The 19,566-nt window shown below is 60.9% G+C and carries 19 protein-coding genes and 1 tRNA gene; 10 read left to right on the top strand and 10 right to left on the bottom strand.

Annotated elements, in window-relative coordinates; genetic code table 11:
- Positions 1 to 36: 36 nt before the first annotated feature.
- The 10 genes from H2170_06575 to H2170_06530 all read right to left on the bottom strand — a co-directional run bounded on the left by H2170_06575 (position 37) and on the right by H2170_06530 (position 10,422).
- Positions 37 to 2,052, bottom strand: coding sequence for an AAA family ATPase (locus H2170_06575; GenBank protein ID MCS6299751.1), 2,016 nt, complete (start codon positions 2,050 to 2,052; stop codon positions 37 to 39).
- The gene (locus tag H2170_06570) at positions 2,052 to 3,599 is read right to left on the bottom strand and encodes a DEAD/DEAH box helicase (protein ID MCS6299750.1); all 1,548 of its coding nucleotides are present in this window, start codon (positions 3,597 to 3,599) and stop codon (positions 2,052 to 2,054) included. The genes H2170_06575 and H2170_06570 overlap by 1 nt, the downstream gene beginning before the upstream one ends.
- A complete protein-coding gene (locus tag H2170_06565; GenBank protein MCS6299749.1) occupies positions 3,586 to 4,023 on the bottom strand; it encodes a DUF669 domain-containing protein in 438 nt (145 codons plus the stop codon). The genes H2170_06570 and H2170_06565 overlap by 14 nt, the downstream gene beginning before the upstream one ends.
- A 5-nt stretch (positions 4,024 to 4,028) precedes the next feature.
- Positions 4,029 to 4,691, bottom strand: coding sequence for a ribonuclease H-like domain-containing protein (locus H2170_06560; GenBank protein ID MCS6299748.1), 663 nt, complete (start codon positions 4,689 to 4,691; stop codon positions 4,029 to 4,031).
- The gene (locus H2170_06555) at positions 4,688 to 5,767 is read right to left on the bottom strand and encodes an ATP-binding protein (GenBank protein ID MCS6299747.1); all 1,080 of its coding nucleotides are present in this window, start codon (positions 5,765 to 5,767) and stop codon (positions 4,688 to 4,690) included. The genes H2170_06560 and H2170_06555 overlap by 4 nt, the downstream gene beginning before the upstream one ends.
- 197 nt (positions 5,768 to 5,964) lie before the next feature.
- Positions 5,965 to 7,125: a hypothetical protein gene (locus tag H2170_06550; protein ID MCS6299746.1), complete on the bottom strand. Its 1,161-nt coding sequence runs from the start codon at positions 7,123 to 7,125 to the stop codon at positions 5,965 to 5,967.
- Positions 7,094 to 8,302 carry a hypothetical protein gene (locus H2170_06545; GenBank protein ID MCS6299745.1) on the bottom strand — a complete coding sequence of 403 codons (1,209 nt, stop codon included), beginning with the start codon at positions 8,300 to 8,302 and terminating at the stop codon, positions 7,094 to 7,096. Before H2170_06545 ends, H2170_06550 begins: the two co-directional genes overlap by 32 nt.
- A gap of 323 nt (positions 8,303 to 8,625) precedes the next feature.
- The gene (locus H2170_06540) at positions 8,626 to 8,871 is read right to left on the bottom strand and encodes a hypothetical protein (GenBank protein MCS6299744.1); all 246 of its coding nucleotides are present in this window, start codon (positions 8,869 to 8,871) and stop codon (positions 8,626 to 8,628) included.
- Between the two features lie 197 nt (positions 8,872 to 9,068).
- Complete coding sequence (locus H2170_06535; protein MCS6299743.1) at positions 9,069 to 10,259, bottom strand: site-specific integrase; 1,191 nt, start codon at positions 10,257 to 10,259, stop codon at positions 9,069 to 9,071.
- Between the two features lie 73 nt (positions 10,260 to 10,332).
- A tRNA-Ser gene (locus tag H2170_06530) sits at positions 10,333 to 10,422 on the bottom strand.
- 221 nt (positions 10,423 to 10,643) lie between these two features.
- On the opposite strand from H2170_06530, the gene nuoB reads away from it, so the two are divergent.
- The 10 genes from nuoB to nuoK all read left to right on the top strand — a co-directional run bounded on the left by nuoB (position 10,644) and on the right by nuoK (position 19,522).
- Entirely contained in the window at positions 10,644 to 11,156 is a 513-nt protein-coding gene (nuoB, locus tag H2170_06525; GenBank protein MCS6299742.1) for an NADH-quinone oxidoreductase subunit NuoB, read from the top strand.
- A 43-nt stretch (positions 11,157 to 11,199) separates the two neighbouring features.
- Positions 11,200 to 11,829 carry an NADH-quinone oxidoreductase subunit C gene (locus H2170_06520; protein MCS6299741.1) on the top strand — a complete coding sequence of 210 codons (630 nt, stop codon included), beginning with the start codon at positions 11,200 to 11,202 and terminating at the stop codon, positions 11,827 to 11,829.
- A 46-nt stretch (positions 11,830 to 11,875) separates the two neighbouring features.
- Positions 11,876 to 13,111, top strand: coding sequence for an NADH dehydrogenase (quinone) subunit D (gene nuoD, locus H2170_06515; protein ID MCS6299740.1), 1,236 nt, complete (start codon positions 11,876 to 11,878; stop codon positions 13,109 to 13,111).
- 129 nt (positions 13,112 to 13,240) lie between these two features.
- On the top strand, positions 13,241 to 13,729 hold the full coding sequence (locus tag H2170_06510) for an NAD(P)H-dependent oxidoreductase subunit E (GenBank protein ID MCS6299739.1): 489 nt from the start codon (positions 13,241 to 13,243) through the stop codon (positions 13,727 to 13,729).
- Between the two features lie 17 nt (positions 13,730 to 13,746).
- The gene (gene nuoF / locus H2170_06505; GenBank protein ID MCS6299738.1) at positions 13,747 to 15,108 is read left to right on the top strand and encodes an NADH-quinone oxidoreductase subunit NuoF; all 1,362 of its coding nucleotides are present in this window, start codon (positions 13,747 to 13,749) and stop codon (positions 15,106 to 15,108) included.
- A gap of 118 nt (positions 15,109 to 15,226) precedes the next feature.
- Positions 15,227 to 16,915: a (2Fe-2S)-binding protein gene (locus tag H2170_06500; GenBank protein MCS6299737.1), complete on the top strand. Its 1,689-nt coding sequence runs from the start codon at positions 15,227 to 15,229 to the stop codon at positions 16,913 to 16,915.
- 15 nt (positions 16,916 to 16,930) lie between these two features.
- Complete coding sequence (locus tag H2170_06495) at positions 16,931 to 18,088, top strand: NADH-quinone oxidoreductase subunit H (protein ID MCS6299736.1); 1,158 nt, start codon at positions 16,931 to 16,933, stop codon at positions 18,086 to 18,088.
- A gap of 22 nt (positions 18,089 to 18,110) precedes the next feature.
- Positions 18,111 to 18,650, top strand: coding sequence for an NADH-quinone oxidoreductase subunit I (locus tag H2170_06490; protein ID MCS6299735.1), 540 nt, complete (start codon positions 18,111 to 18,113; stop codon positions 18,648 to 18,650).
- 39 nt (positions 18,651 to 18,689) lie between these two features.
- The gene (locus tag H2170_06485) at positions 18,690 to 19,220 is read left to right on the top strand and encodes an NADH-quinone oxidoreductase subunit J (protein ID MCS6299734.1); all 531 of its coding nucleotides are present in this window, start codon (positions 18,690 to 18,692) and stop codon (positions 19,218 to 19,220) included.
- Positions 19,217 to 19,522 carry an NADH-quinone oxidoreductase subunit NuoK gene (nuoK, locus tag H2170_06480; GenBank protein ID MCS6299733.1) on the top strand — a complete coding sequence of 102 codons (306 nt, stop codon included), beginning with the start codon at positions 19,217 to 19,219 and terminating at the stop codon, positions 19,520 to 19,522. Before H2170_06485 ends, nuoK begins: the two co-directional genes overlap by 4 nt.
- Positions 19,523 to 19,566: the final 44 nt, after the last annotated feature.

Below are 19,566 nucleotides of genomic sequence, written 5' to 3'. Positions count from 1 at the left end.
GTGGCGCGCAAGGTGGCGCGGGGCGAGCAATGGAGGTTATTCTGCGGCGACATAGTTGACTCCTTTCCACGTCTTGGAGGCACGGTCGAAGATGAGCATGCCCCTGTCAGGGTGGCGGATCGTATGGAAGACCGATACCGCCTTGGTGGGGTCTTTCCCCGCTGCCGTCAGCTTGGCGGAAATGTAGGCGATCACGGCGCTTTCCTCGGGGTTTGCCGAGTTGGCCAGCGGTGGCATGCTGGAGAACATGGCGCGGTGGCTGCCGGGTATGAAACTAGTCTCACGACGGGCGGAGGCAGGTTTGTTGTCGCGCCCCTGAATCGCCTTCGGGTCGGCGGCGATACGCTCGAAGTGATGGGTGGTCCACTGGATCACGAACTCGGGTTGCGGGGGTAGGTCGCGCAGGATCGGTGTGATGGTGAACGCCTCCGGCTGTTCATGGGGTGACATGATCAGTAAGGCGTCTGGATCACGGCCGAAGACTGATGCACCGGCAACGCGGTCGATGGCGTCGCGTCCGGTGAGGTTACCCTTGGGGAAATGGGCCGCGATCAGAACCGCTGTATGGGTGTCGTGGGCCAACTTTTCGAGCTCGTTCAAGACCTGCGCCATCTCGGTATTTGAATTCTCCTCACGGTCCCCGTAGGTCTTATAGATTGGGTCGATGATGATGAGTTCGGCTCCGACTCGCGCGACCTGCTGGCGAAGTCGGGTAGAAAGTTCAGTGATTTCGTTGTCCTTGCCGCGCCGATTCCAGATGTGGAAGCGAGACAGGTCATCGGGCATGAACTCGCGACCGGCACAGACTAGGCGGATGCGCTTCCGGTAGCTGAATTTGGCAATCTCCAGGTTCACGTAGAGGACGGAGGCGGCACGGGTTTGAAAGCCGCACCATGGACGCCCCAAAGAAACCGAGATGGCGAGGTCAGTTAGATTCCAGGTCTTCCGGCTCTTGGACGGTCCGGCGATGATCATCTTCGCGCCTTGAAACAGGATGCCTTCGATGAGCTGGGGTGGATCCGGTTCGTTCTCAGCGCAGAACGTGTTACCGGTGACAATGTCGCGGGCGTCTACATGCTGGGCTTCCCACGCAGAGAACGAGGAGGCCCCGAGATTCACGGCGAGGAGGCGTTGCACGCCCTCATTGCGCAGGCCGCCGGGGCAACGGGAAAAGCGCGACGGGTTTTTATTGGCCTTGTCGATCTGGAAGCCGGGCAAGGATGCCCAGACTTTCTCGCGGCGGGCGTGGTATTCTTCGCGGTTCTTCGCGTCAATCCGCACCCACGCGTGCACCGAGTTACCGGCTGAGTCGATCAGCGCAGCGATGGGCAGACCGGAGGCGCGGAGCTGGCGTTCCTGCTCGGGCTTGGAGATCACGTCGCTTTCAACCAGCACGTGACGCAGGGCGGTTACATCTTCGTCGGTGCCCTCGGCTCCGTGGCGCACCGGGTTGATGCGGATGAACAGACCATGATGCCCACTGAACACGTGGGCGATGCCTCCGCGTGAAGAGGCGCGTTCGATCCAGGCGTCACGGGTGAGGATGTTGACGCCACCGTTTTCAGGGATGGCGCGCTCGGCTTCGGGGTGAAGCGTGCCAGGGGCGATGGACAAGACATCGGCCGGCTCGAAACAGGCGCGGAGGAAGACCTCGAAGGCTTCGCCTTCGGAATGACCAATGCCCAATGACAAATGACCATTGGTAGGATTGGGAGAATGATGGGACATGGGGGATGAGGGGCCGGTGGAGCGGGCGAGGTGGCCGCGGCCTTCGGTGGGTGATGCGGCGCGGTCGGCGTCGGTCAGTTTGTGGGTGAGGTCAGGCTCGGACCACGGGGGCGAGCAACGGGCGTTGTACTCGGCAAAAAGCGGGGCGGCGTCGGCCACCGCCAGGCCGAAGCCCTGCACCAATGTGCAGGCAACGGCGAAGGTCTGGTCGTGGCCATGCTGGCCCGAAACGGCGGGCGGTATTTTGGCGAGATAACGCCGGGCGCGCTCGATCAGGTCGAGCGGCCCGGCGCTGGCGGAGGGCGAGGTGTAGCGCAGGGACATTATGCAGCCCTCCGGGTTGGCTGGTTTTTGAACCGATCCGTCATCCACACACCGGCGTCGGCGAACGTGACAAGATCAGGGCGGGGATGACCGTTGCGGCGCAGGCAGGCGACTTGCTTGGGCGTAGCCAAACCAAGGTTACGCCGGGCGAGGATGCGGTCGATAATCGCCGCCGCGTGACCTTTATCCCGGATGGCGGCCGGATCGAGGCCGTTGCGTTCGAGTAGGCTGAGCTGCTTGAACGAGGGCGGCTGGTGGTGCCACGCCATGGTCGGGGCGTACTCGGCCAAGTCGAGTTCGTGCAGAGAGAGCGCGAATTCGACCGGATCGATCTGGCGCGCCGCCCGCTTGGCGTTGGCAGCCAGCTCGGTGGCAAGCGAGGCTTCGCGCTGGGACTTGGCGTCGATTTCCGCCTTTAGTAAGTCGAGCTCCTTACCGACAGCCGCTTCGACGGACTGGGCAATCATGGCATCGGCGATCTCTGGCGTGGATGCCACCAGATGAGCAGGCCGCACAATGGAGTGGCGGCCGGTCATCCAGAGGAAGTCCAACACCAGCAGGTTTTCCTTGCCTGGGTGAAGCCGCGTGCCGCGACCAATGATCTGCGCGTAGAGGGCGCGGACCTTGGTCGGGCGGAGGCAAATCACACACTCGATTGAGGGCTCGTCAAAACCCTCGGTGAGTAGCATCGAATTGCTCAGTATCTGGAAATCACCGGCGGCAAAACGGGCCAGCAGCTCGGCTCTATCCTCGCCTTGACCGTCGATGTGGGCGGCGGTGAAACCGGCCTCTTGGCAAAGTTCGACGAACAACTGGGAAGTGCGGATCAGTGGCAGGAAGACGAGGGTTTTTCGGGTGCCGATCGACTCGCGCAGGGCGGTGACGATGCCGCGTAATAGCGGCTCGATGGCGATACCCAGGTCGGCGTCGTTGTAGTCACCGGCCAAGGTGCGCACTTCGGTCAGGTTGATCTCCACCGGCAGCGTGAGCACCGAAATACGCGTGAGGTATCCTTGTTCTATCAGCTCGTGCAGACCGACCTCGAAGGCGATGTCCTCGAAGTAGGTGCCGAGGTTTTTCTTGTCACCGCGGTCGGGCGTGGCGGTCACGCCCAGCACTTTGGCGTGACCGTCAAAGTGCCGGAGTACCCGCTGGTAACTCTCGGCGAGGGCATGGTGCGCCTCGTCGACCACGACCAAATTAAAATGGTCGCGGGGCCAACGGCTGAGACGCTTTTCGCCCATCAGGGTTTGCACCGAGGCGACCACCACCTGGGCGTTGAGGCTGGCTTGGCGGGTGCCGCATTCGGTTTCGGCGACGATGCCAGTGGCGCGGGTGAGCTTGTCCGCCGCTTGGCTGAGTAATTCCTCGCGGTGGGCGAGGATCAGGGTGCGGCCGGGCGCGAACTTTTCTGCCGTGTGGGAAAAGATCACGGTTTTACCGGCGGCGGTGGGGAGGACGGCCAGCAGTTTACCGTGCTGGCGGAACTTGCTGAGTACGGCCTCGACGCAGGCCGTTTGGTAGGGGCGGAGGTTAAAACGGCTCATTGGCGGCTCCTTCCTTTTTGGCGGCGTTGGCGGAGGCGGCCGGAACGGTGGGCAGAAGCGGGGCGAGCCAGAATTCCACTTTATTGTTAGCCTTGCCGTTGTAGTTCTCGACTTTGAGGCGGACGCGCAGGGTGAGGCCGATCAGCTCTTCGGCTGTGAGTTCAACTAATTCTTCAGGATCAATTTCATGGCCTAGCGCCCGGCGGAAGGCGTCGATTTTCCAGGCGGAGGAGGCGGATGCGACCAGGTAATCGAAAACCTTCGCGCTGGCTCCGTCGGGCGTTTCAGCTAGGAGTGTGAGCTTGATCATATCCGCGCCGGTGGCGCGCGAAACGGTTTCGGTGGCCTCGACGATGGCGACCGTATAGTCACCGGCGGGTACGTGGTAGGATTTGGGGGCGTCGGCGGAAGCAGTGTATTTCATGGTAATTAAAGGGAGGGTTGGGAGGCGGAGGATTGAGCGAGGAGGCCGAGCGCGACGGCGCAGCGGCGGGTGAGGCGGAGGTCGTTGGCGAGGTAGTCGAGGGCACCGGCGGGGTCGGTCGCCCACTGGGCGGCGAAGTCCGCGCCGTGACCTGTCTTGCGGCCGACGCCGAGGAACTGAGCTAGGCGGTCGAGCGAGACGGAGTCCTCGCGGTTGCCGCATCGCCAGCAGTCGAGCAGGTCGCGGCAATGGGAGGGCAGAAACCGGCCGGAAACGAGTTCGGTCGGCACCGGCACGCGGAGATGCCAGGAGCGGCGGATCAAAAACGGCAGGTCGAAGCGGTTGCTGTTAAACCCGATCAGCTCGGCCTGCAGGTAACCGGTGGGGGCGATCAGTTGCCAAAAGGCACCGATATCAGCGGCCTCATTATTGGAGGCAAAGAAGCCGATTTCTCCGGTCGCCTCGTTGGTGTAGCCGATCGCGAGCACCCGACCGGTGAGCGCGGAGAGGGCCCCGGACTGGAACCACTCGGCCTCCTTTTCGGCGACGTAGGCGCGGATCTTTTCGGGGTCCTTCCAGTTGGCCGGGGCCTCAAAGTGCGGCACGCACTCGGCGAGTTCGGCGCGGGAACGCGGGCCGGTTTCGATGTCGAAAATATAGGTGCTCATCGGGCACCTCCGTTCTGGCGCGAGGCCGCTTTGGCTGCGGTCGAGGTCGACGCCTCGGCAATCTTGTTCATCTGGTCCTGTAGCTTGCCGATTAACCGTTCGGCTTGGTCGGCGGTGAGTTCGTTCCAGTGCAGGTCGATGCTATCGCAGCCGATCCAAGCGAAAGCCTTTGCGCGGTCCTCGTGCGTTTTGTTGAGGGTGACCCAGTAGAGGTCGATTTTTTCGGCCTGCTCGCGGGTGATTAGGAGCAACGGTGAGGCTGGCGTGGTTGCAGCAGGCGATGAGGAACGGACCTTGGGCGACGCCGGTGCTGGTGTGGCGGGGGTTGCTGCGCGGGTGAAGAGCGGGGCGAGGCTCGCGACGACGCAGGGGACTTTGTCTTCGAGACCGTAACGGTTTTTAGCATCCCAGGCTGCTGTGTGAGTGGTGTGGATGACCCGTTCACGGCCACCGACGGCACGCTGTTTACCGTCCTTTTCTGTGACCTTGGTGACGAAGTTCACAAATAACAGGGCATCGACCCACTCCTTCACCAAGGCGGCGACCTGTTTGCTCAGTTTCAGCTCAAAGCGGTCGTAGGCACCGACCGCGTCGGGAGCCTCGAACTTGCGGATCATCGAGTGTCCAACGAGGACCACGTGAATACCGCGGTCGCGGAGCTTTTCGAGCAGGGCCAAAAAGCGGGCGAACTCCTCGGCAAGGTAGACGTTACCTTTGCCGTAGCCGAAGTCTTCCAGGCTCTCCTTGTTGGCCTTGCGGCAGACTTCCTCGATGAGGAGCTTTTCGGCCCAGTCGATGGAGTCGATCACTAGGGTTTGAAACCCATGGTCGGCGGCGACCAGGTGGTTGGTGGCGGCGAGCAGCTCGGCCCAGGCGCGGGGCCGGGGGAAACGGGCGACGTCGAGGTGGGCGGAGCCTCCCTCGGTATCAAGGAACACCGGTGCGGGGAAACCGGCGGTGAGGGAGGTCTTGCCGACGCCCTCCGGCCCGTAAAGGGCGAGGCGGGTGGCGCTCGGGATCAGGCCGCGCGTTATGGTCACGGGGGCGGCTGGTTTATTGACGGCGGAAACAGACATTTGTTTGCAAATCACCAGAGCGCCGAACGGGAGGCATAACCCGGAGCCTCCCATCCGGCTCCGCTGGCGGCGGAGGTTTTGCGGATATTTTGGGTTACGAAACCACGGGGGTAATTACCCAAATTACCCAAAAACGGCCCCGCGACTGGGGCACAAAAAAGCCGCCTGCGGTTCGCAAGCGGCTTTTGTAGAGAGGGTTAATCTGAATCTGGCGGTTCGTCGGGATCGGCGGCGAGGTCGAGGACGGGGACTGGGTAATTACCCACCGGCGGGGTAAAACGAGCCGATTGGGGCCGTAATTTGAAAAGCGGCCAGTAACCGAGCACCGGCACGCATCCGGGGGTTTCGTGAAACGGCGAAGTGGCTTTTTCGAAGCCAGCGGTGGGTAAATTCACCACCTGTTGCAACCCACTGGCGATTGATCGCATGCGATTGCGGGTGGAGTCGTCCCGTTTGCCCGGTGTTAGGGTAATCGGGATGCAACCGTGGTGTGCCGCGAAATCGAGCGCCCTCCACGCTTCGGTTTCAGCGCCGGCCTTGTTTTCGAAGCCAAGTTCGGCGCGGGAGTAGGAGCGTTCAGGCGAACCCGTCCTGTGAGCGATGTTGATTTTGCCGTTGGTCAGCAGTGTCACCACCAGATGCGCCCAGGTGGCCCCGGCTGGCAGGGGGAGCTTTTCCAAAACGCGGGCGGGCTCGCGGTCGAGATCGCGCCAGCGTTCGGCCAGTTCGAGAGTCGCTGCTAGCCGGTTTTTGCGGTCCAGCTCCAAAAAATCAGCCAGCACCCCAAGGCGGCCGCTGGCCATGGCGAGGGCGGTATCCACGGGTTGGAGCGCGGCACTGGCGGTTGGCACGAAAAAGACGGGCCGCTCGTGCTTTTGGGCGGCGACGAAGGCGACGTTTTGGGCGTGGCCGACCACCGAGGTGGCGAGGGAAACGAAGACCGGGATGCGGCGTTTGGTGGCGGTACCGAGCCGCCAGCAGGTCGGTGCCACCGCCTCGGGTGGGCCGTCGAGGGTTAGAGTCGAGGCGATGTCGGCCAACATTGCAGGCAGGTCGATGCGCCAAACCAGCCGGTCTGCGGCGGTGATTTCAAAATGTGGGCAAGCCTCGCCGGGCTGCGCGTAGGCTATAAGTCGGCCATCGGCATCTTCGTCGATCCGGTGCAGCCGACGGCAGGAGCGTTGGGCATGTCGACAGGGCACCCACCGCGCGGTTCGGCGGGTGTTGACGAGGTAGCCGGTCGGCAGCGAACGAAAGCAATCTGCGCCGAGGTGGTGGTGCCACTCGGACGGGACCGCGCAAACCCCCGCCAGCAACGGCAACCGCTCAAACAACCGCAGCAAAATCAAATTCGACATCAGCGTAGTCGGGAGTTGGTGACGTTTCGCTGAGAATGATGCCCGAGTTACGCATCCATTTTTCGATCAACTGGCCTTCGTTATCGCGCTTAAAACTGGCCTTGTTCGGGGTCTGCACGGTGACAAAGCGAGTGCGGCGCGAGTGACTGAAAGTCACCTCGAAACAAGCCGCCTGAATGGTGCGACCGTGGATGACGTTGGCCTCATTCATGGCTCTGCTGGCGAATAAATCATCGGCGCGGTAGAGGACCGACTCGGCCAACTCGCCACCGATGTGAACATCGAGCTCGATCAACGTTATCGATTTGAGGCCGAGGATGTCGGCGCACACCAGCGACTGTTCGCGGGCGGTGCGGAGAGGTTCGAGGGTGTATTTGTCGGTGTCGGGAAAGGCGTCGGCTTTGTCGAGGAACTGCAAACCGCAGGCGTGGGTGTAGAGGTCGCAGTCGCGTTTTTTGGCGTGGATACGCACCTCATTATTTTGCGGGTCGTAGACGATCACGTCGAAGACCTCGCGGCGGAACAGGCAACTGTCGGACTCGCCCGGGGCGTCGGCTTTGACGATGCCCTCACGGACCAACGGGCCGCCGTGACGGACGATGAAGCGGAGGGTTTCGCTGCCGTCGTTTTCGGGGAACTGGAAAACTTTAACGCTCTCCGGCGGGTAAAACGGGGCGAGCAAGGTGGCGATTTGGTCCTGAAACGCAGCCAACTCGACTGCATTGAGCCGACCGGCAGGCAGGTTCAACGACGTGCGGTAGGAGCGGAAAGTACGGTTTTCGCGGGCATAGCGGCGGGCATTGGTGTTCTCGACGAGCTCGGGGTCGATCAGCCAGCGGGTCATGACGAAGACGACGTTTTCCATGTGGCGGTCACGGCTGAACGTGGGTTCGGTCTCGCGGATCGCGTCGACCAAGGCGGCGACGCCGGCCTCGTCGGACATTTCGTCGACCACGAACATGGCCTGGGCGAGACGCTTGTCCGGCATGGAGGCGAGCGGCTTCATCAACGTCGCGTGAAGCGCACGATAATCGAGATTTTCAGGGCTGTCGGGCCAGTCGAACTGCAGGGATTGAAGAAATCCCTGATGCGGAAGGAAAAACCGGTGGAGCAGAGCGGCCGGAATGGAGCGCAGAAGGCCCAGGGAGGTGAACGTGCGAGGATTGTAGTTCGACATTAGGGGGTGTGCAGGGGTGTGCGGGCGCGCACCTCGCGTGAAGGAGGGAAAACCCTCAAACCCGCTTGGTCGTTAGCCCAGACAAGACCTTAGCGGTTGTGGGGTGTGGACCTTTCTTGGCTTGGATCAATTGATTACTAATTATTAAAAGTTTAAATAATAGGCACTTAAGTTACCCAGTTAATTTTCGATTAACTGGGTTTTTGAGGGAACCGGACGCGGTGAATGGGTTACTGTGGTTGCCAAAAAAGCCCGCCGATAAGGGCGGGCAGGGGCGCGGCAAGGGCGACGCCGGAAATCGGCGCGATGCGACGGGATGCGAATCAGGCGCGGGCGGGAATTTTTAGTTTGGTGCGGATATGGAGCGAAACCTCTGCCGGATCATAATAAACGAAGTGGCCGACGCGGTGATGAGGAATGCGGCGGAGTTTGGACCATTCGCGCAGAGTGCGGATGGAGGGTTCACGACCGATGGGGAAAATGCCACTGGCGCGAAGACCTACTACGTCGGTGAGTTGCGCGTTGATCGAGGGTTGAATACAGGGAGCGGAAACGGTGGTTGGGTTCATGCGTCCAAGGCGGGGTGTCAACGTGGCGGCGGAAAAAAGCCCGCACGGGTGAAGGTGCGGGCGGTGATCAAAAACGACATCTGTGTCGTTTTTGGGGAGGGGTTGAAGGCTGGCAGGGATGGGCGAGGTCAAATAGGTCAACATTGACTGATTTGACCCCGGATTAGCACGGGGTGGTGGAGTGGGTTGGGTGCCGACTAGGCGGCGATGGGTAAGGGGATCGCGGCGGTGGCGGGGACCGGCGTCGGCAGGATTCCGAAGAACTGCTCGGCCTCGGCAGGGGTTTTGAGGTCGAGGTAGTGCTTGCGGATGATGCTCTCTGAGTTGCCCGCCTGGAGTGCTGCCTCGCCCATCGATCGGTATTTGGCGACGTGCATGGAAATGAACGTGTGCCGCATGATGTCGTGGGACAGGTCGAAGGATTTGGCCACAACGGCGCGGCTATTTTTAAGGTTTTTCGGGATGATGGGGAAGCGATCGAGCGGGTAGGCGGTCAGCCAAGCCGCGAGGTTGGGCTGGATGGTTACGTTGCGCTTCATGCGCACCTTGGACACTTCGGGCTCGATCAGGATGACGCCGGTATCGAGACGGACATGGTCGGCTTGGAGCTTCATGATTTCGCCATTCCGTACGCAGGGGCGGATGCCGGCAAACAGCGCCAAGGCGAAGAACGGCACCATGACACCGCCGTCAATCTGCTCAACGTGGTGCATGAGCTTGGCGGCTTGCTCGGCGCTAAGGGTTTTGGCAGAACCTCGCCGGTGAGCGATGCGGTGGTGGGGCATCTTTTCGACCGGATTGGTGGCGACCCAGTCCTTCTGGAAGGCGAACTTAAAAAAGGTATGCAGGATACCTCTGCGATTATTGATCGTTTTGGGGCAGGCGTTGCCACGCTGACAAACCTCGGTGAGTTGCAGGGTGGTGAGTTGGGAAACAAGCACGCCCGGAAAGCTTTTCATGAGAACTTCCAGTTGGCGGCGGATGTGGTGGTGTTGGGAGATCGAGAGCAGATTCTGGTCATGCTCCCGTGTCTTAAAAGCGATGTAGGCGGCTACAGCTTCGGCTAGGGTTTGTTCGCGATCAGGCGCACGGTAGTTGGCCAAGGCGAAATCGACGTAAAACACTAGAGACTTAGGGGCCTCTGAAAGGCGGCGAAAGACGGTTTCGGCGTCATGGAGCTGCTCGTCGGTCAGGCGTGTTAAAGCAGTGCGAACGCCTGCCTCGGTTTGAGCGGCCTTGGCTTCGAGGGATGCCTTTTCGGCTCCGGCCTCGGCACGGGTTTTGAAGTTCTTGCGAATGCGAAGACCGTTGATGCGGCCATCGACTCGCCAAGAGGTGATGCCGTTGGGATTTATGAAGCGGCTAACGGTGAATGCGGACGGGGACATGTTTAGGTTGCCATGTCAATTGGACAACCTAGTCAGCTCGTTTTATTAAACCGCTAATTAGTAGCGGCTTAACTGGCGGAGGGGGGGGGATTCGAACCCCCGGTTGGCTTGCGCCAACACATGATTTCCAATCATGCGCATTCGACCACTCTGCCACCCCTCCTGAGTGTCTCGGTTGCTTCCTTGCGTCAGCACAACCGATGAGCGAAGGGGCAGAGAAAGAGGTGTTCGTTGGCGCGGGTCAATGGCGAAAATTGGGATATTCCGCTAACTCGGCGCGGCGCGTGCTCTATCCCTGCAACCTTTACCGAAATGCGTCTTGCGCGACAGGACTCGACCGCTAGGGTTCCGACCTTTTACGACTTTTTCAACCGACCTACGACCATGGTTTCCGCTAACAACGAACTGGCTTACAACACAAAGATCGAGGGCGACATTGTGGTCACGCGTGCCGACGCGGTTATTAACTGGCTGCGCAGCTCCTCGGTGTGGCCGATGCCCATGGGCTTGGCCTGCTGCGCCATCGAGTTAATGGGCGTCGCCGCCTCGCGCTTCGACATCGCCCGCTTCGGCGCCGAGGTGTTCCGCTTCTCCCCGCGCCAGGCCGATTGCATGATCGTCGCCGGCACGGTCACCTACAAAATGGCCCCGCACGTTCGCCGCATCTATGATCAGATGGCCGAGCCGAAGTGGGTCATCGCCATGGGCGCCTGCGCCAGCTCGGGCGGCATGTATCGCAGCTACGCCACCCTCCAGGGCGTCGATCAAATCATCCCGGTGGACGTATATATCAGCGGTTGCCCGCCCCGCCCTGAGGCCCTGCTCGACGCTCTGCTCAAGCTCCAGGCCAAGATCAAAACCGAGCCCTCCGCCACCAAGCTGCTGACCTCGGCTTAATTTAAAAACACGCGCCTCCGCCTCGTTCACCGCCCTTTTTCTCATGACCGCGCCCGCCGACGTCACCGCCGCCCTTCAGTCCAAGTTCCCGCTAGCCACGCTGCGCCCCAGTGGTGATCACCCGGCGCTCAACTTGCCCATCGCCGAGGTGTTCGCTGCGCTCAAGTACCTGCGCGACGAGTTTGCCTACGACTTTCTGGTGGACGTGACCGCCATCGACAACGGCGTCGATGCCTCCCCTCGCTTCACCGCGGTTTGGCACGTGTATTCGACCACTGGGCACGGCTATGTGCGCTTGGCCGCCGATTGCTTGAAGGACGAAAAGCCCGTGGCACCCAGCGTGGTTTCGCTCTGGGCTACGGCCAACTGGCACGAGCGCGAGGCGTTCGACTTGATGGGCATCGTGTTTGAAAACCACCCCGACCTGCGCCGCATTTTGATGTGGGACGGTTATCCCTACCACCCGCTGCGTAAGGATTTCCCTCTGGCCGGCATTCAGACTCCGTTGCCCGATATCGAGGTCGGCGAACTCACCGGTGCCTCAGTTAAACCGGCACCAATGATGGGTGGGCCCTTTGTGGCCTCCTCGGGCGAGATGAATATGACCGATGCCGAGCCCAGCGCCAAAGACGAGAGCTGGAACGAGCGCAGCGAAAAACCCGCCACTGCCTAATCTGCGACCATCGCACCGAACCTAGCCCAAACCGCACCACTTTCCGATGGCCACCGAATACGCCTTTCCCGATAGCGCCGCCAAGAACGCCGATGCCGCCGCGCAGGAGTTCCAGACCGAAAAAATGTCCCTCGCCATGGGGCCGTCCCACCCGTCCACCCACGGTGTGCTCCGCCTCCAGCTCGAGCTCGACGGCGAGGTCGTGACCCAGTGCGATCCGATTCTCGGATACCTGCACCGTGGCGACGAAAAGATCGCCGAGAACATGACCTACAACCAGTTCGTGCCCTACACGGACCGCTTGGACTACCTCGCCCCCTTGGCCAACAACGTCGCTTACGCCATCGCCGTTGAAAAGCTCGCCAATCTCCAGGTGCCGGCCCGCTGCGAAGCGATTCGCGTCATCTGCTGCGAGCTCGCCCGTATCTCGGCTCACTTGCTCGGTCTAGGCGCCTACGGCATCGATGTCGGCGCATGGTCGGTGTTCCTCTACTCCTTCGAAGAGCGCGAAAAACTCTACAAGCTGTTCGAAGAGCTCACCGGCGCGCGTTTCACCACCAGTTACACCCGCATCGGTGGCGTCGCCCGCGACGTGCCCGAGGGTTGGAACGAGCGCGTCGGCAAGTTCTGTGACCAATTCTTGCCGATCCTCGAAGAGATTCTCAGCCTGCTCACCCGCAATAAAATTTTTACCGGTCGCACCCAGGGCGTGGGCATCATTTCCAAGGCCGATGCCATCAGCTACGGCCTAACCGGCCCCAACCTGCGCGGCTCCGGCGTGGCGTTTGACCTGCGCAAAGACCGTCCCTATTCCGGTTACGAAAAGTACGAGTTCGATGTTCCGGTCGGCACCACGGGCGACTGCTACGATCGTTACCTTTGCCGTGGCGAAGAGATGCGCCAGTCCGTGCGCATCGTCCGTCAGGTGCTCGCCAACTTCCCCGCCGGCTCGTACTACAACGAGGACGCCAAGAAGATCTTTGCCCCGCGCAAGGACAAGGTTCTCACCAGCATGGAGGAGTTGATTAACAACTTCATGATCACCACCGAGGGCCCGCAGATGCCGGCCGGCGAGGTGTATTTCGAGGCCGAAAACCCCAAGGGCGCGCTCGGCTTCTTCATCGTCAGCAAGGGCGGCGGCGTGCCTTACCGCATGAAGATCCGCAGCCCCAGCTTCTGCAATCTCTCCATCCTCCCCAAGGTCTGCGTCGGCAGCTTGGTGTCCGACACCGTCTCCATCCTCGGGTCCCTCGACTTCGTTATGGGCGAGTGCGACCGGTAAACGCTCCCCGAGTTTTAGCCCACGAAACACACGAACTTACACGAAACCCAATCGCCCAATCCGCCGATCCGACTTTTCGAGTCATTTCGTGTGTTTCGTGGGCAACCCTCCCTCCCTTTTTCGCCAGCAATGAATCTCAAGCCCGAAACCTACCAGCGTATTGACGAAGTCATCACGCACTACCCGGTGAAGCGCAGCGCCACGCTGCCGCTCCTGCACCTCATCCAAGAGGACGTCGGCCACATCTCCGAGGAGGCGATCACCTGGATCGCCCAAAAACTCGAGCTGCAGCCGATCAACGTGCTGGAAGTCGTCACCTTTTACCCGATGTTCCGCCGCGCACCCATTGGCCGCCGCCACATCAAGGTCTGCCGCACGCTGTCCTGCGCGCTGAGTGGCGGCTACAAAACCTGCGACACCTTCGAAAAAGAATTCTGCACCCACCGCGGTGAGATTTCACCGGATGGTGAAGTCACCGTCGAGTTCGTCGAGTGCCTCGCTTCCTGTGGCACCGCGCCCGTCGTCATGATCGACGAAATCCTCCACGAAAAAGTGGACGTCACCAAAGCCAAGCAGCTCTCCGCGCAGATCAAAGCCGAGGCCGCCGCCCGCAAGTAACCCTTACGCTCATCGCCATGCCCGCTCCTGAACAACGTCGCATCATTTTCCAGCACATCGACGAGCCCGGTTATACCAACGACATCGACTGCTACCTGCGCAACGGCGGTTACGAGGTCCTCAAAAAAGCCGTCGGTCGCAAACCCGAGGAGCTCATTGACGAGGTCAAAAAGTCCGGCCTGCGCGGTCGTGGCGGCGCGGGTTTCCCCTGCGGCGTGAAGTGGGGTCTGGTTGACCGCAAGAGCGGCAAGCCGATCTACCTCATCGTCAACGCCGACGAGTCCGAGCCCGGCACCTTCAAGGACCGCTACATCATGCACCAGGATCCGCACCAGCTGATCGAGGGCACGATCATCAGCTGTTTCGCCAACAACGTGAAGCAGGCCTACATCTACATCCGCGGCGAGATGCCTGAGGGCGCCCGCATTTTGGAAAAAGCCATCGCTGAGGCCCGCGCCAAGAATTTCGTTGGTCCCAACATTCTGGGTACCGGCTACTCCTGCGAAATCTACGTCCACCGCGGTGCCGGTGCCTACATCTGCGGCGAGGAAACCGGTCTCATCGAGTCGCTTGAAGGCAAGCGCGCCAACCCGCGCATCAAGCCTCCGTATTTCCCGGCCGTGCTTGGGCTTTACCAGTGCCCGACGATCGTCAACAACGTCGAGACGCTCTGCCACGTTAAGTACATCGCCGAGCATGGCGGCGAGGCCTACGCCAAGATCGGCACGCCCAACAACACCGGCACTCGCATCTTCTGCGTCTCCGGCCACGTGCAGCGCCCGGGTTACTACGAGTTCCCCGCCGGCACCATCACCATGGGCCAGCTGCTCAACGACGTCTGCGGCGGCCCGCTACCCGGTCGCACTTTCAAGGCCGTGATCCCCGGCGGTTCGTCCGCCAAGATCCTGCGCTTCGGCGAGCGCTTCAAAGGGAAGCGCAAGGTCGGCACCGAGATGGTCGATTACGATTGGGGCGTGGAGGATGTTCCCATGGACTTCGACTCCCTCGGCATGATCGGCACGATGGGCGGCTCCGGTGGCGTGATCGTCATGGACGACACCGTCAACATGGTCGAAGCCCTCGCCAACATTAACGCCTTCTACTCGCACGAGTCCTGCGGCCAGTGCACACCGTGCCGCGAAGGCTCCCTGTGGATGAAGAAAATCTCCAGCCGCATGGTCCACGGCGATGCCCGCCCGCAAGACGGCGCGCTGCTCAAGAGCGTGGCCGACCAGATTCCTGGCCGCACGATCTGCGCCTTCGGCGAAGCGTGCTCATGGCCGACCCAGAGCTTCATCGCGAAGTTCACCGACGAGTTTAACAACTACCACGAGGCCAAAAAACAGCCCAAACCCGCCGCCGCCAACGTCCTCGTTTGAACCGTTTGTTGCCCACGAAACACACGAATTAACACGAAACCCATCCGCCCATCCGCCGTTAGATCCTTTCGTGTCTTTCGTGTGTTTCGTGGGCTAAACATCCTTCTCCTTTTTCTCAATGATCCAGCCAGCCAAACCCGACCTCGTCACCGTCAACATCGACGGCAAGGAGATCGCCGTGCCCAAGGGCACCAACGTCATCGAAGCTGCCCGCCTCGTGAACGTTGACGTGCCTCACTACTGCTACCACCCGAAGCTCGCGGTGGTCGGCAACTGCCGCATGTGCCTGATCGAAATGGGCATGCCTGCCGTCGATCCCGCCACCAAGGCTGCGGTCATGGACCCGGCCACCGGCAAACAAAAGATCAATTGGATACCGCGCCCCCAGATCGGTTGCGGCACCACCGTTTCCCCCGGCCTGCACGTCAAGACCACCTCGCCGATGGTGAAGGACGCTCGTGAGGGCGTGATGGAGTTCCTTCTCATTAACCACCCGCTCGATTGCCCGATCTGCGACCAAGCCGGTGAGTGTAAACTCCAAGAACAGGCCACCGGTTACGGCCGTGGCTACTCGCGCTTCATTGAGCAAAAGAACGTGAAACCCAAGCGCACCCAGCTCGGGCCGCGTGTCACCCTCGACGACGAGCGCTGCGTGCTCTGCTCACGCTGCATCCGCTTCTCCCGCGACGTCGCCGGCGCCGATGTCCTCGGTTTTGTTGATCGCGGCAGCTACTCCACGCTGACCTGCCACCCCGACAAAAAGCTCGATCACAATTACTCGCTCAACACGGTCGATATCTGCCCGGTTGGCGCGCTCACCTCGACGGATTTCCGCTTCAAGATGCGCGTCTGGTTCCTCAAGCAGACCAACACGATTTGCACCGAGTCCTCGGTCGGCGTGAACTCGGTCGCTTGGTCCCGCGAAGGCACGCTCTACCGCATCACCCCGCGCCGTAACGACGAGGTTAACGACACTTGGATGGCCGATTCCGGCCGCGTGCTCTACAAGCAGGTTCAGGCTACGGATCGCCTCACGTCGGAGACCGCGCTCGATGCCCTCATCGCCCAAGCCGCCGCTAGCTTTAAGGCGTCCGCTGGTGCAATCGCCGTGGTCGGTTCGGGTCGTAGCTCGGTCGAGGAGCAGTTCCTCACCAAGAAACTCGCCGCCGCGCTCAACGCTTCCGTATCTCTCGTCAGCCGCACCGCCCAAGGCGACAAGTTGCTCATCTCAGCTGACCGCAATCCGAACGTCCGTGGCGCGCTCGTGACCGGGCTCATCACCGCGTTACCGGCCGCCCAGCTCACCTCGCTCGCCGCCGACATCGACTCGGGCAAGGTGAAGACCGTGGTTTCGATCGGTGAAGACCTGATCGCCGCCGGCCTCACCGCCGCGCAACTCGCCAAGGTTTCCATCGTTTACCTCGGCACGCACGCCAACGCGACCAGTGCCGCCGCCAAGACGGTGATTCCGACCGTCACCGTGTTTGAAAAAGCCGGCTCGTTCGTGAATCAGCAGTTCCGTATTCAGAAGTTCATTCAAGCGATTCCGCCTTTGGCTGGCGCGCACAACGACCTATCTGTGCTTGCCAAGCTGATCGCCGCCGCCGGAGCCGCTGCACCTGCTGATCAGATCGGCACGCTCTGGCCTCTGATTGCCGCCGAGGTTCCGGTTCTGTCTTCGGTGCTCTACAAAACCATTCCCGATACGGGTGTGCTTCTCGATGCCACAACGTGGCGGGCACTTCCGTTCGTCGAAGACCAGACCCTTCATTTCAAGCCCGCTGCGCTCGCCGCCGCGACCGTCTAACCAAGCCGCGCTGCCATGTTCGACCTCTACTTCGAAATTCCGCTCTGGATCCGTCTTGTTCTGCAAGGCACCGCCGTGATCCTTGTGCTCTTTCCCATCGCAGCCGCGTGCTCGATGGCCGAGCGCAAAATCTCCGCTTGGCTCCAGGGTCGTCCTGGCCCCAACCGCACCCTGCCTCCGCTGCTCGCTTGGGTACCCGGCATTTGGGTACTGCAAAAGCTCGGTATCTTCCAGCTCGCCGCCGACGGTGGTAAATTCGTCTTCAAGGAGGACCCGGTTCCCGGCCACGTTAATAAACTCTACTTCATCGCCGCGCCGATTTTGGCCATGATCCCCGCGCTCACCACGGTGGTCGTGGTGCCTTTTGGCGCGTATTTGGATTCCGCCGGTAAACTGGTCCCGTTGGTTCTGGCCAACGTCGATATCGGCCTGCTCGCGGTGTTCGCCGTTTCTTCGCTCGGCGTTTACGCTGTGATCCTCGCTGGTTGGGCGTCCAACTCGAAGTATCCGTTCCTGGGTGCTGTCCGCGCCTCGGCCCAGTTGGTCTCCTACGAGCTGTCGATGACGCTGTCCGTGCTGCCGGTATTCCTGTGGATTAACGCTCCCGGTGGTCAAGGCACGCTCAGCCTGTTCGACGTGGTGCAAAGCCAAAGCCAGCCTGGTTTCTGGGGCGGGGCTTGGTTCGTGTTCACCATGCCGCTGTCGGCCTTCATCTTCTTGGTCGCGCTCTTTGCGGAGACCAACCGCCAGCCGTTCGACATGCCTGAATCCGAGTCCGACTTGGTCGGCGGTTTTCATACCGAATACGGTGCCTTCAAGTGGTCGCTGTTCTTCGTCGCCGAGTACTGCCACATGGTCATCGGCTCGGCTGTGTTCATCCTGCTGTTCTTCGGCGGTTGGAATCCGCTGCCGTGGGTAACCCTCACCGACACGGTGCAGGCTTTGGCTCACATCATTCCGGTTGCGACTCACCCGCTGTTCATGGGCGTACTCGGCATCAGCATCTTCCTCGTGAAGATCTGCCTCTCGATCTTCTTCTTCATGTGGGTGCGCTGGACGCTCCCTCGCTTCCGCTACGACCAAGTCATGAACATCGGCTGGAAACAGCTGCTGCCGCTGTCAATCGCCAACCTGATCGCCTACACGATCGGCATCGCCCTGCTGCAAAAGTAACCGATCACAACTCTCCCGCACCATGGCCGTCATTCAAGTCGAACGTAAACCGCTCTCCTTCCTTGAGCGCACCTATATCCCTCAGATCGTTGGTGGTCTGCGGACCACGCTGAGGCATTTTTTCAAGCCCACCGTCACGCTCCAGTATCCTGAGCAACGCCCCGAGATTTCCAAAAACTACCGTGGCGTGCCCACGTTGGTCATGGATCCCAACGGCCGCGAAAAGTGCGTCTCTTGCCAACTCTGTGAGTTCGTCTGCCCGCCCAAGGCGATTCGCATCACGCCTGGCGAAATCCCCGCAGATTCGGCCAACGCCCACGTCGAGAAGGCCCCGCAGGCCTTCGACATCGACATGTTGCGCTGCATTTACTGCGGCCTGTGCCAAGAGGTTTGCCCCGAGGAGGCGATCTGGTTGCAAAACCAGTTCTCGATGAGCGGTTACACCCGCGCCGAGATGGTCAACAACAAGGCTAAGCTCTACGAACTCGGCGGCACCTTGCCCGACCAGCATCACAAGTGGGACAAGAAAAAGGCCGCCGAAGCCCACGGCAACGAGCACTGAGTTCAGGCCGCTTCGTAATCCCTTTCGAATTATTCAACCATGTCGCCCGACATCTTCTTTTATCTTTTCTCGGCCCTTACTGCAGGTTCCGCGCTCGCGGTGGTGCTTTGCAAAAACACCGTCGCTTCCGCGCTCAGCCTGCTGGTGAGCCTGGTGGGCGTGGCCGCGCTGTTTATCCTGCTCGACGCCTTTCTTTTGGCGGCGCTCATGGTGTTCGTCTACGCCGGCGCGGTCGTGGCGCTGTTCCTGTTTATCGTGATGCTCATCGATACCTACGGTGGGGTGCGTAAGCCCTTCAAAAAGGCGACGATCGTCGCCTCCGGTTTGGCGCTGGCTCTGCTGGTGACCGGCCTCGCGACCCTCGCTCAGCGCGGATCGATCGCGACCCCTGAGTTCGCGGTAACCGCAGCATCGATTGTTCCTGTCGGCGCCAGTCTGCGCGCTTACGGCGAACAACTTTTCACGACCTACCTGCTGCCCGTGCAGATTGTGGGTTTTCTTCTGCTCATCGCCATGCTCGGCGTGATCGTGCTCAGCAAAAAGTTTGAAGGCCTGGAGGACGTTAAATGAACGTAGGAATTAACGAATATCTTTATCTGAGCGCTGTGCTCTTCGCCATCGGCTTCTTTGGCGTCTTGCTGCGCAAGAACACGCTCGTGATCTACATGTGCTTGGAGCTCATGCTGGTCGCCTCGACCGTCGCGCTCGTCGCGTTCTCGCACTTCAACCGCACCATGGACGGCAACGTCTTTGTGTTTTTTATCCTCACCGTCGCCGCTGCCGAGGTGGCAGTCGGTCTTGCCATCATTGTGGCTCTCTTCCGCCGTCGCCAGACCATCCAGGTCGAAGAGCTCAACGCGCTGAAAAACTAAGCCTCTACCCACGTCACCGTGCCTACCACCGTTTTTGGCTTTTC

It is taken from the genome of Opitutus sp. (assembly GCA_024998815.1).
GTDB lineage: Bacteria > Verrucomicrobiota > Verrucomicrobiia > Opitutales > Opitutaceae > Rariglobus.
The sequence above is the reverse complement of the archived record's forward strand: the minus strand, read 5'-3'. Positions and strand labels throughout refer to the sequence as shown.